Below are 12229 nucleotides of genomic sequence, written 5' to 3' on the forward strand. Positions count from 1 at the left end.
ACTGATATGCGGGTTCTTCGAATCAACCAGAAAATGACCGTTGCGGTAACGCTCGCCTTGGCGGCGTCGGCGAGTGTCGGCGGCATCGTGAAAGTCGCGCAGAGCAACGGCGCGCCGGGCGCATGCGGCGAATGGAGCGGCTATCGCACCTTCGTCGAACGCTTCGTGCAGGCCGACGGCCGCGTGATCGACTACTCGACGCAGGCTCAGCAGACCACCTCGGAAGGCCAGTCGTACGCACTCTTCTTCGCGCTGGTCGCGAACGACCGCGCGACCTTCGACCGGCTGCTCGCCTGGACCCGCAGCAATCTCGCGGGCAATCAGTTCGACGCGCACAACGTGCGCCTGCCCGCCTGGCAATGGGGCAAAAAGCCGGACGGCTCGTACGGCGTGCTCGATCCGAACTCGGCCTCCGACTCGGACCTGTGGATCGCCTACGATCTGCTGCAAGCCGGCCGCCTGTGGGGCGACGCGAGCTACACGCAGCTCGGCGAGGCGCTCGCCGCGCGGATCGCGCGTGAAGAGATCACCACGCTGCCGGGCGTCGGGCCGATCTTGCTTCCCGGACCGCAAGGCTTCAAAACCGCCGGTGTGACACGTCTGAATCCGAGCTATCTGCCGTTGCCGGTGCTGCGCGGACTCGCGCACGAGTTGCCGGACGGTCCGTGGAACAAGCTCGCGGACAGCGCCTACAAGTTCGTCAGGACCACCGCGCCGCAAGGTTTCGCACCCGACTGGGCGGCCTGGCAAAACGGCCAGTTCGTGGTCGATCCGAAGAACGGCGACGTCGGCAGTTACGACGCGATCCGCGTCTATCTGTGGGCCGGGCTGGCCGCGCCCGCCGATCCGCTCGCGAAGCCCTGGCTCGCGGCGCTCGGCGGCATGCGCGCGAAGGTCGCGCAAAACGGCTTCCCGCCGGAGAAGGTGTCCTCGACCACTGGCGCTGCCAGCGGCGAAGGCCCGCTCAGCTACTGGGGCGCGCTCGCGCCGTACTTCAAGTCGCTCGGCGACCAGCACGGCCTCGGCCTCGCCCGCACGCATCTGGCCGCGCTCGACGCCGGCGTGCCGGGCCGCGAACCGGTTTATTACGATCGTGTGCTGGGCTTGTTCGGCACGGGTTTCATCGACGGCCGTTACCGCTTCGACGCAAGCGGCCGTCTCGTGCCAAGCTGGAGAAACGCATGCGATTGAGCGCCCTCGCGTTGTCATTGCGCTTCGCGCTGAGCCTCACCGCAGTCTGCTGTGTGGCGACGGCCGCACCCGATGCGCTGGCGCAAGCGTCGAAAGATCCGTTGAGCGTGCTGATCGATCAGGGCAAGTACTGGCAGTCGCATCAACGCGGCGACCTCGCCGAGCAGGCGTGGCTGAAGGTGCTCCGCATCGATCCGAAGCAGCCCGACGCGCTGTTCGGCATGGGCATGGTACTCGCCGACCGCAAGGACGGCGCCGGCGCGCAGCAATATCTCGCGCGCCTGAAGGCGGCCGCGCCGAACTATCCGAGTCTCGATGAACTGGGGCGGCGTCTGGGCGAGTCGAGCCCGCGCGACCAGACCGTCAACGACGCACGGCGGCTTGCGCAAAGCGGTCAGAGCGCGAGCGCGGTGCAGGAATATCAACGCGCGCTGCAGGGCAAACCGGCGACGCCGCAATTGCAGCTCGAGTACTACCAGGCCCTGTCGGCCACGCCACAGGGTTGGGATCAGGCGCGCCGCGGGCTCGAACAGCTTGCGCGCGACAACCCCGACGATCCGCGTTACGCGCTCGCCTACGCGCAGCATCTGACCTATCGCGACGTGACGCGCCGCGACGGTATCGCGCGGCTGCAAAAACTTTCGGGCGACGGCACGGTTGGCGCGGCGGCGAAAAAGAGCTGGCGCCAGGCGCTCTTGTGGCTGGATGCGCGGCCTTCCGACGCCGCGCTGTACCAGGCCTATCTGCAAACCGCGAGCGACGACGCCGCGGTCAAGGCGCGCTTCGATTCGATGGTGCAGCAGGACAGCGCGGCGCGCGCTCGCGCGCAGGAAAACACCGCCGTCGATGCGCGCGGCCGCGTGATCGCCGAGGGCTTCGCCGCGCTCGAGCGCAACGACGTCGCTACCGCGCGCGCGAAGTTTTCGTCGGTGCTCGCGAGCAGTCCGAACGATACCGATGCGCTCGGCGGCATGGGCATCGCCGCGTTAAAGCAGGAACACTTCGCCGAAGCGCGCAACTATCTGGAGCGCGCCTCGCGCGGCGGCAATCCGGCGCGCTGGAAAACCGCGCTCGACAGCGCGACCTACTGGACCTACACCAGCGACGCGATCGGCGCGCGCAGCAACGGCGAATTCGCAAAGGCGAAGTCGTTGTTCGAACGCGCGATCGCGCTGAATCCGTCCGACGTCACCGCGCAGGTGCTGCTCGGCGAAATGCTGCTCGCCAACCACGACGCAGCCGGCGCGGAACAGGCGTACCGGATGGCGCTGCGCCGCCAGGCCGACAATCCCGATGCAATTCGCGGGCTGGTCGGTGCGCTCGCCGCGCAAGGGCGCGGCGACGAGGCGTTGCAGTTCGCCAATCGGCTGAACACCGAACAGCAATCGAAGGCCGGCGGCATCAACCGTCTGCGCGGCGAGGCGCAGGCCGCTCAGGCGCGCGCCGCCGAAGCGCGCGGCGATCTCGGCAGCGCGCGCAGCCTATTCGAGGACGCGCTGCTGAACACGCCCGACGACCCCTGGCTGCGCCTCGACCTCGCGCGCATCTACGTGCGCCAGGGCGCGGTCGCGAACGCGCGCAGCATGATGGACGGCCTGCTCGCCGCGCATCCCGACATGACCGACGCGTTGTATGCGAGTGCGCTGCTGTCGGCGGAAACGCAAGACTGGAGCGCGGGTCTCGCGCAGCTCGACCGCATTCCGGTCGCGCAACGCACCGACGCGATGACCACCTTGCAGCACCGCCTGTGGGTGCATCAACAGGCCGACATCGCGACGCGGCTCGCGCGCAACGCTCAGACGCAGCAGGCGCTCGCCACGCTGCGCGCCGCCGAACCGATCGCGGGCAGCAGCCCCGAGCTGATCGGCGTGATCGCCGGCGCCTATCAGCAGGCGGGCGACCCGACCCGCGCGCTCGGCCTCGTGCGCGGCGCGATGAACGCGGCGCCGGGCAATACCGATCTGCTGCTGCAATACGCGGGCATTCTGTCCGCGACGGGACAGGAAGCCGAACTCGGCATGGTGATGCGCCGGCTCGCGTCAATGCAGTTGACGCCGCAGCAGCGCACGGACTTCGGCAACCTGAATCTCGGCATCGTCATCAAGCAGGCCGATGCGGTGCGTCAGCGCGGCGATCTCGCGAGCGCCTATGACGTGATCGCGCCGTGGCTCGCGGCGATGCCCGACAATCCGGATCTGCAGGCCGCGCTGGGCCGCCTCTATTCGAGCGCCGGCGACGATCGCAACGCGCTCGCCAGCTACCGCGTCGCGCTGCAGCGCCGCCCCGACGACCTGAGCCTGCTGCAGGCGGCGATCCCCGCCGCGGTCGGCGCGAAGCAGAACAGCTACGCCGAATCGCTCGCGAATCAGGCGCTGAACCTGGCGCCCAACGATCCAACCGTGCTCGCGACGGTCGGCCGCATGTATCGCGCGCAGGGCAAGCTGTCGCTCGCGTCGACCTATTTGCAGCGCTCGCTCGTCGCGGCCAACACGCCGATGGGCAGCGCCCCGCGCAACAATCCGGCGAGCAACGTGCCGCGCGGGTGGGAAACCGCGATGCGCCAGATCGGCGCGACGCCGCTGCCGGGCGTCAATCCGTTCGAAGGCAAAACGGTCGCGCCGAGCGCCGCCGACAACGCCGCGCCCGCCGGTGGCAGCTTCAATGCCGCGCGCGCAACCAATCCGTATTCGCAGTCCTCCTTGCCGACGCAGACCGTGCCGAACTATCCGCCGCCCACGCAGCCCGCGCCTTACGTCGCGCCCTATACGGCGCCCGCCCAGCCTTATGCGCCGAATGCCGCGCCCGCCGCGTTGCCGTACAACGCGCCGCGCTCGGGCGCCGACTCGGGCGGCTATGGACAGGAGACCTACGGGTCGAGCCAGTCCGGTGCGCCATTGCAGCCTTATCCGGGGCAAGGGCAGGCACAAACGCAAATGCCGCCGATGCAGCAGCAATACAGCCCGGGTTATCCGCAGCAGGCGCCTTATGCGCAGCAGGCGCCGCAGCAACCGCAATACGGCGCGCCGGATGGCTATGCCGCTACGCCATGGCCCATGTCGCCCGCCTCGCGCGAGGCGCAGGACAATGCCGGATCGGCGCAACAACAGCCGTATGCCGCTTCGACCGCGACTACGAGGCGCTCGACGAGCAAGAAGCAAAGCACGTCGAAGACCGCGCGCAGCGCACCCGCTTACGCGCAGCAGCAACAGCAGCCCTATGCACAGCAGCAGCCGTATTACGGCCAGCAGGCTTATCCGCAGCAACAGCAAGGCTACCCGCAGCAACCTTATCAACCCTATCCGCCGCAGCAGCAGGCGTATCCGAATCAGGGCTACTACGGGCAACAGCAGCCGTACATTCCGCAGCCGCCGACCGGCTACGCACAGCCTTACTACCCGCAGCAAGCTGGGGGCAACAGCGGCAATGCCGGCAACTACGCGGGCGCGAACCTCGCCAACACGCAGACGCTCGGCGTCGCCGAAGAGCTGGCGCAGATCAATCGCGAGCAGGCAAGCACGGTGTCGGGCGGCATCGTGTTCCGCAACCGCGACGGCGAGGACGGCCTGTCCACGCTGACCGACATCGAAGCGCCGATCCAGGGGCGCATCAAGGCGGGCAACGGCCATGTCGTCGTGACCGCGACGCCCGTCACGCTCGATGCCGGTACCGCGTCCAACAACGTGTCGACGCTCGCGCGCTTCGGCGCGGGCCTCTCCGACAGCGCGTCGAATTCGGCGGCGAAGGCCGGCAACAACGTGTACGGCAGCCAGACGGCGAGCGGCGTGGGGCTGTCGGTCGGCTACGAGGGCCGCAGCGTCAGCGGCGATATCGGCGTGACGCCGCTCGGTTTCCGCGAGACGAACATCGTGGGCGGTGCGCGGTACAACGGCGGCATCACCGACAAGGTCTCCTATTCGCTCGCCGTCGCGCGGCGCGCCGTCACCGACAGTCTGCTGTCGTATGCCGGCGCGCACGACGCGGGTTCCGGACTCGAATGGGGCGGCGTCACCTCGACCGGCGGCCTCGGCAGCCTCGCCTGGGACGACGGCACGAGCGGCCTGTACGTGAACGCTTCGTATCAGTACTACGGCGGCCACAACGTCGCGAGCAACAATTCGGTCAAGGGTGGCGGCGGGGTCTACACGCGCCTGCTGAAAGACGCCGACCAGACACTGACGGTCGGCGTGAACACCACGCTGATGCGCTACGACAGGAACCTCTCGTACTTCACGTACGGCCAGGGCGGTTATTTCAGCCCGCAACAATACGTGATCCTGAATTTGCCGGTGGAATGGACCGGACGCAATGGTCCGTTCACCTATGACCTGAAGGGCTCGATCGGCGTGCAGCACTATCGGGAGGATCCGTCGAACTACTTCCCGTTGAACGACGCCTCCCGTCGGCAAGGCGCGGCGGCGGACAATGCGGCTTCGATCGGCAGCGGCGTGGATAGCGGCGCGGTGTATCCCGGCCAGAGCAAGACGGGCGTGTCGTATTCGCTCAGCGCGGTCGGCGAATATCAACTGGCGCCGCAGCTGGCGTTCGGCGCGACGGCGTCGCTCGGCAATGCGTATGAGTATCGCGAGTTCTTCGCCGCCGTCTATGTGCGCTACAGCTTCAGCAAGCAGACGGGCTTGCAGCCGTTCCCGCCGACGCCGCTCAGTTCGCCGTATCTGTCGTTGTCGAACTGACGGGAGGTTGCGCGCGGCGGTGATCGTTGCAATGCTCAGCTATCCGGGCATTGCAACGTTCATCGGCCGCAAGTACGCTGCCTCGCCGCTCGCCGCCCCTCAAACCTTGACGACGGAAGCCTGATAAATCTCTTCGACGGCCTTTTCCAGCGCCGCGTCGAATTCACTGTCGCTCATCGGCTTCTTGAGGTCGTTGATCAGCGCCCGCGAGAAGCTGGCGATCATGCCGTGATTGGAAGCGAGCCGCGTGCACGCATCGGTTCGCGAGTAGCCCCCCGACAGCGCAACGACCCGCGCCGCCCGCGGATGCTCGATCAGCGGACGATAAAAGTCCGCGGTCTCGGGCAAGGTCAGCTTGAGCATGACGCGGCTGCTCTGCGGCAACGCGTCGAGCCCCTTGCTCAGTTCCGCGCGCAGCGTGGCCTCGGCGCCCGCCTTGTCGGGACTCTTGATCGACACTTCGGGTTCGAGAATCGGCATCAGGCCGTGCGATTCGATCTGCGCCGCCCGTTCGAATTGCTGCCTCACGATCGCCGCGATACCGGCCGGCGAATTCCCGTTGATGACCGAGCGCATCTTCGTGCCGAACACGCCGAGCTTCACCGCGCGCTCGAGCAGTGCGTCCAGTCCCGGTATCGGTTTCATCAGTTGCACGCCGTTGGCTTCGGCTTCCAGTCCCTTGTCGACCTTGAGGAACGGCACGACGCCACGGTCCTCCCACAGGAAGGCCGGCACCGGCTTGCCCTGGGCCTGACCATCCATGGTGGCTTCGAACAGAATCGCGCCGATGATCCTCGCGCCGGTAAAAGCAGGCGCGGTGATGATGCGCACGCGCATCTCGTGGATCAGTTTGAACATGCCGGCGTCGTCGCTGTAGGCGGTATCCGGAATGCCGTAAAGCCGCAACGCGCCGGGCGTCGAGCCGCCGCTCTGATCGAGGGCCGCGAAGAAGCCCTGCTTGTCACACACCTGCGCCATCATTCCGTCTTTAGCCATGAACACCTCTCTCTTTCGATAGCCGGATAACGGCCCGGTGAGTCCGATCCGGGCCCGTTGAAATCTGCTCCATCAGGGTTCTGCCTGAACTGAACGGCATAGCCGTATTCAAGCGCATCCGCTGAAGGCGCCGCAAGCCCTATCTTCCCGCGTTCGCTCCCGCGTCGGCGCGGTTGCGTAGCCGCTGCCTGCGCCGCCGGGCGCGGACTATGCTGACGAAGATCAGCACGATCGACAGCAATGCCAATTCGATCAGCGCGGGAACATGGATAGGATCATGGAACATGAGGGAAGCCTCCGCCACAAGGTCTGCTCATATTACGCCCGGCGGGCGCCGCTGTACGGCATCCGGTTCATGATTCGGTGTTGCCCGGCTTTGCAGCGGGCGAGTCGAGGCCGGCATGGCCCGCCGTCCATCGCGATCGCTGCGTAGCAACACCTTTGGCCACTGCAAGCCTTTCGGGTGGCGTTATGCGCGGCAGCGCACAGAGTCGTTTGCATGGGCGGCCCTACTCTGCTGGATACTGCAGAAGCGCCTCCCTGGCTCCCCAGGACCTGCCTTTCCGCCTCCCCTTCGCCAGTCCCAGCTCCACCGGCAGTCGGGCCATTATCGGTCACAACACCACGTCGACATCGGCACGCCGCGCCGCCCCGTGGAAAGTAGCGCTCTTGCCAACAGGTGCCGCCGATGCGTTTCCGATCCATCGCCCATGCGTTGATTCTTGCCTGCGGATGTGCGGCCACCGCCAATGCGCGCGCGGAGGATGCCGCCGGCGTCGTCAAGACCGTCAAGGGCGCGGTGCGCATCGAGCACGCGGGCGCAAGCTCGGGCGCGACGATCGGCACCGACGTGTACAGCAGCGACCGCATCGTGACCGGGCCTGAGTCGTCGGTCGGCATCACGCTGCGCGACACGACGTTGCTGTCCGCGGGCGCGAACACCACGCTCGAACTCAACCGCTTCGCGTTCGACAGCACGACCCATGCCGGCGTGCTCGACGCAAGCGTCAAACGCGGTTCGCTGGCCGTGATCTCCGGCAAGCTCGCCAAGGCGAATCCGGACGCGGTCCGCTTCAGCACGCCGACCACCACGCTGGGGGTGCGCGGCACCGAGTTCATTATCGAAGTCGGCGAGAACGGGGGGAATGCACGTTGACAGCCCTCATCCGGCCGCACCGGCCAGCATCGCTATCGGCAGCGGTGTTCGCAGCGGCATTCGTCGTGCTGACCTGCCTCGCCGGATGCAGCACGCCGCCGGACCGGATCGTTCTGTTGCCCGATCCCGAAGGCAAAGTCGGCGCGGTCATCGTGCACAGCGCCAAGGCGGAGCGGACCATCGACACGGCCTACGCGGGCGTCGACGTGACGAAGAACGGCGCCATCGAAAAGACCATGGACAGCCGCTCCGGCGTGCAAGCCCGTTACGGCGAGCTGCTCGCCGCCCGGCCGCCGCGCCCGATGACCTTCACCCTGTTCTTCCTGTTCGACTCGGCCACCGAGTTGGCCCCGGAGTCGCCCGCCACGGTCGAGAAGCTGAAGGCCGTCCTCGCGAACTGGCCCGCGCCGCAGATCGTGGTGATCGGCCATACGGATCTGGCCGGCTCCCAGGAATTCAACGACAGGCTGTCGCTGCGGCGGGCCAAAAGCGCCGCGGCGTTTCTGATCAAGCAAGGCATTCCCGCCGGCAAAATCGAAACCGCGGGCCGGGGCAAACGCGAGCCGCTGGTCCCCACGGCGGATGGCGTGCCCAATCGCATGAACCGGCGGGTCGTCATCACCATTCAATGACGCGCGCGGGTCGTCGGCGCTGAATCGCCCTCCCTTCGATGAAACGCTATTACGACCTCTGGCTCGCCCGCATCAAGTCTCTGCTGAAAGCGGCGCAGGGGCGTCCGGTCGCGCTCGCGGTGCTGTTTGCGCTGAGCCTGCTCAACCTGGCCAGCGAATGGCCGAGCAACCTCGCGCGTCCGGCCTTCATCACCACGCTCGACGAGACGCTGCCCGACTCGTTCAAATCCGCGCGGCAACTGCTGTTCGACCAGTACCAGCGTCACTACCCGCGCATGCCGAACGCACAGCCGGTGACGATCGTCGAAATCGACGAGGAGACGCTCGCCAGCGTCGGTCAATGGCCGTGGCCGCGCAACCGCCTCGCCGGTCTGATCGACGCGATCGCGGCACACAAGCCGCTCGCGATCGGTCTCGACATCTACATGCCGGAGCCCGATCAAACCTCGCCCGACATGGTGGCCGGCAATCTGCCGGAAACGGCCACAGCGCTCGCGGCCGCGTTGCGTGCGCTGCCCAGCCACGACACGATTCTCGCTGGCGCGCTCCATGCGGCGCCGACCATTCTGGGCGCGGCCGCGCTCGATCACGCGGCCTTCGCCACCAGCATCGATCTGCGTAGCGCGCCGATTCTCCTGCACGGCGCCGACCCGCTGCCCCGCGTGCCGCGTTACGACTACGTGCTCGCCAGCCTGCCGCAATTGCAGGCCGCGGCGCACGGTCAGGCGATGCTGAGCGTCGCGCTCGAACAGGGCGTGGTCCGGCATATTCCGCTCATCATGGGTCTGCGCGACACGCTGGTCCCCAGCCTGCCGATGGAGATGCTGCGCGTGGCCACCGGTTCGGCGGCGCTCGAAGTCTCGACCAACGGTTCGGGCGTGCAAACGGTCGGGGTCGCCGACGTGCAGGTGCCCACGCAACCCGGTGGCGACATCTGGCTGCATTTCGCTTCCATCCGCTCGACGCTGGACCGTTATGTGTCCGCACGCGAGGTGCTCGACGGCAAGGTGGACGAGGACCGCATCCGCGACAAACTCGTGCTCGTCGGATTGACCGGCGCCGGCGTGACCGACATGCGCACGACTCCGTTAGGAGAACTGGTACCGGGCATCGAGATTCAGGCTCAGGTCATCGAGACCATCGTCGAGGGACGTTTCCTGCTGCGTCCCACGTGGCTCAAATGGGCCGAGAGCGGGTTCATCATGGGCGTCGGCCTGCTGCTCATCTGGTATGTGCCGCGCAGGCAATCGCGGCTCGCGGGCGTGATCCGGGTCGTGCCGAAGGCAGTCACCGTGCTGGGCCTGTGCCTGCATCTGCTGAATCTCCTATGCTGCTTCTATATTTTCATTCGCTTCGGACTGCTCGTCGATGCGGCCGCGATCTTCATCATCCTGTCCGCGGTGATGGGCTGTTTCCTCTCGCCCGCGCTGCTTCATCTCCAGGAGCAAACCCGGATGGAAGCCGCCCTCACACAAGCTCGACCAGCCGATCAGGACGGCGCAGGCAAGGCGCCGGGCGCTTGATTAGCACTCTTATGAAAGCTCGTTGTCAGCCTGACGAAAATCGGTAAAATCCGCCATAGCTGGCCCTAAAGCGCGCTATTTGAGCTACAGTACATCTGCGGTCGATCAGGCTGCGAGCCCGTTTCGATAATTTTCCAGGTTCTTCCAGCGCGTTCGACGCGCCGTGCGAGGTGACGGAAATGGCAGATGCGGAAAGTGTTCCGGTGAGCGCGCGTGCAGACGCTCATGTCCCTCACAAGACAACCGGACGCGAGTTACGAAGAAGAATACAGGCCGCGTGTTACGCGATCGAAACCGGACCCTCCGACGACATCGCGCCATGCCCTATCTAGTCGCCTACTGCGGGCCGGCCGCGATCCCCGCCGATCTGTGGTTGCGCTGGAACACCGACCCGCTGCTGCTCGCAGCGCTTGCCGTTTTCGCCTACCTCGTCGCCAGCGGCCGCAGCGCCGATGCGCGAGCGGGCTGGGCCGCGCTCGTGCTGATGGTGGTCGTGTTCGTCTCGCCGCTGTGCGCGCTGTCATCGGCCTTGTTCTCGGCGCGCGTGACCCATCACATCATTCTGATTGCGGCCGTCGCGCCCCTGCTCGCACGCGCGTTTGCGCTGCCGCGCCTCGGCTATCCGCCGCTCGTTCCCGTGGTCGCCGCACATGCGGTCATCGTGTGGCTCTGGCATGCGCCCGGTCCGTACGCCTGGGGGCTCGCCACGGTGCCCGCTTACTGGCTGATGCAGACCACGCTGCTCGGCAGCGCGTGGCTGATGTGGCGCAGCGTCCTTGCGCCGACGCTGCAAACGGGCGCCGCCTTGATGGCGCTCGTCGCGACGATCGGGCAAATGGGCTTGCTCGGCGCGCTGATCGTGTTCGCGCCCGCGCCGCTCTACGTCGTGCATTTCGCCAGCACCGCCGCGTGGGGACTCACCCCGCTTGCCGACCAGCAGCTTGCCGGCCTCTTGATGTGGGTGCTGGCGATGATCCCTTATCTCGCAGCGGGACTGTGGCTCGCCTGGTCCAGCCTGCGCGTCAGAGAGCCCGCACTGTGACCATCCTGCTGAAGTTCATCCATCTGGGCGCGATCGCGATATGGTCAGGTGGCCTGATCGTATTGCCGTTTCTGTTCCGGCAGCGCCGCGCGCTGCCGCCTGGTTCAGACCTCGACCGCCTGCACCGCATCACGCGGCTGGTCTATGTGGAGCTGACTTCGCCCGCCGCCTTCGTCGCGATTGCGAGCGGCACGGCGCTGATCTTCCTGCAGGCCACCTTCGTCGAATGGTTCTCTCTCAAGATGGTGCTGGTCGGCATCATGGCGATGCTGCACGTGGTGGCCGGCCTCGTGATGCTGCATCTGTTCCTGCCCGACGGGCATTTCGGCAAGCTCTCCTCGATCGCGCTGACGAGCGCCTATGTGGTGGTGATCGTCGCGATCATCTGGATCGTGCTCGCCAAGCCGCACCTCGACTCAAACCTGTTCGCCCCGCATCTGTTCGAGCCAGGCGGACTCGCCCGCTGGCTGCATCAGTCCTTCGGCGACACCAGAATGCCGACGCCATGATCGAACACGAGCTTGCCCCCATGCCAGCCGGCGAAGCCCGTCATCACCGAGGCCAGAACCGAGAGCGCGAGGCCGTGCGGAAGGATCTGCTCGGGATAGTAGAGACGCACGCCCCAGCTGGCGCCGGCGATGGCGACCAGCGTCATCGCGGCCACCGCGTGGGACCAGCTCGCTTCCTTCAGGCGGATGCCGCGCACGAGCAGAATCTCGCCGGTGCCGACGAGGCTCGCGCCCACGCCGCTCCAGAACGCGAAGCCGGCGGCCCACAGACCCGCCCTCACCCAGAACGGATCGCCCGACCACCAGTAGAGGACGTCGATGCCGAGCGTGGCGACGACGAACGCGATCGGGAAATGCACCATCATCACGTGAATCGGATGCCCGACGAATGCGACGGCCGAACCCGCATCGAGCCGCAACAGTTCCAGCAACACCTCGCTCTTGCCGTTGGATCCGGCATGGTCTTTCTTTGCCATGGTCACAGTCCCT

At 66.7% G+C, this 12229-nt stretch carries 10 protein-coding genes; 7 read left to right on the forward strand and 3 right to left on the reverse strand.

The window, feature by feature from the left end; genetic code table 11:
• Nucleotides 1-6 precede the first annotated feature (6 nt).
• Together bcsZ and PQQ53_RS10440 are read left to right on the forward strand one after the other, a co-directional pair.
• Nucleotides 7-1191, forward strand: coding sequence for a cellulose synthase complex periplasmic endoglucanase BcsZ (gene bcsZ / locus PQQ53_RS10435; protein ID WP_408153064.1), 1185 nt, complete (start codon nt 7-9; stop codon nt 1189-1191).
• Entirely contained in the window at nt 1182-5882 is a 4701-nt protein-coding gene (locus PQQ53_RS10440) for a cellulose synthase subunit BcsC-related outer membrane protein (protein ID WP_408323979.1), read from the forward strand. The genes bcsZ and PQQ53_RS10440 overlap by 10 nt, the downstream gene beginning before the upstream one ends.
• Nucleotides 5883-5981: 99 nt before the next feature.
• Here the strand turns inward: PQQ53_RS10440 and PQQ53_RS10445 are convergent, their stop codons facing one another.
• Both PQQ53_RS10445 and PQQ53_RS10450 read right to left on the reverse strand, forming a co-directional pair.
• Nucleotides 5982-6878: a fructose bisphosphate aldolase gene (locus PQQ53_RS10445; protein ID WP_408323981.1), complete on the reverse strand. Its 897-nt coding sequence runs from the start codon at nt 6876-6878 to the stop codon at nt 5982-5984.
• A gap of 139 nt (nt 6879-7017) precedes the next feature.
• A complete protein-coding gene (locus tag PQQ53_RS10450; protein WP_408323983.1) occupies nt 7018-7164 on the reverse strand; it encodes a hypothetical protein in 147 nt (48 codons plus the stop codon).
• A gap of 402 nt (nt 7165-7566) precedes the next feature.
• Here PQQ53_RS10450 and PQQ53_RS10455 point away from each other — a divergent pair, with 402 nt between their 5' ends.
• From PQQ53_RS10455 to PQQ53_RS10475, 5 genes are all read left to right on the forward strand, one after another.
• Nucleotides 7567-8034: a FecR family protein gene (locus PQQ53_RS10455; RefSeq protein ID WP_408142592.1), complete on the forward strand. Its 468-nt coding sequence runs from the start codon at nt 7567-7569 to the stop codon at nt 8032-8034.
• On the forward strand, nt 8031-8666 hold the full coding sequence (locus tag PQQ53_RS10460; RefSeq protein ID WP_408323985.1) for an OmpA family protein: 636 nt from the start codon (nt 8031-8033) through the stop codon (nt 8664-8666). Before PQQ53_RS10455 ends, PQQ53_RS10460 begins: the two co-directional genes overlap by 4 nt.
• 38 nt (nt 8667-8704) lie before the next feature.
• Nucleotides 8705-10189: a CHASE2 domain-containing protein gene (locus tag PQQ53_RS10465; protein ID WP_408323987.1), complete on the forward strand. Its 1485-nt coding sequence runs from the start codon at nt 8705-8707 to the stop codon at nt 10187-10189.
• Nucleotides 10190-10508: 319 nt separating this feature from the next.
• On the forward strand, nt 10509-11231 hold the full coding sequence (locus PQQ53_RS10470) for a cytochrome c oxidase assembly protein (protein ID WP_408323988.1): 723 nt from the start codon (nt 10509-10511) through the stop codon (nt 11229-11231).
• Nucleotides 11228-11740 (forward strand): HemJ family protein, encoded by a 513-nt coding sequence (locus tag PQQ53_RS10475; RefSeq protein ID WP_408153070.1) that lies wholly within the window; start codon nt 11228-11230, stop codon nt 11738-11740. Before PQQ53_RS10470 ends, PQQ53_RS10475 begins: the two co-directional genes overlap by 4 nt.
• On the opposite strand, the gene PQQ53_RS10480 is transcribed toward PQQ53_RS10475, so the two are convergent.
• Nucleotides 11704-12216: a DUF2231 domain-containing protein gene (locus tag PQQ53_RS10480; RefSeq protein ID WP_408142602.1), complete on the reverse strand. Its 513-nt coding sequence runs from the start codon at nt 12214-12216 to the stop codon at nt 11704-11706. The genes PQQ53_RS10475 and PQQ53_RS10480 overlap by 37 nt on opposite strands.
• Between the last annotated feature and the right edge of the window lie 13 nt (nt 12217-12229).

This window comes from Paraburkholderia strydomiana, from assembly GCF_046030495.1.
Classification (GTDB): domain Bacteria; phylum Pseudomonadota; class Gammaproteobacteria; order Burkholderiales; family Burkholderiaceae; genus Paraburkholderia; species Paraburkholderia strydomiana_A.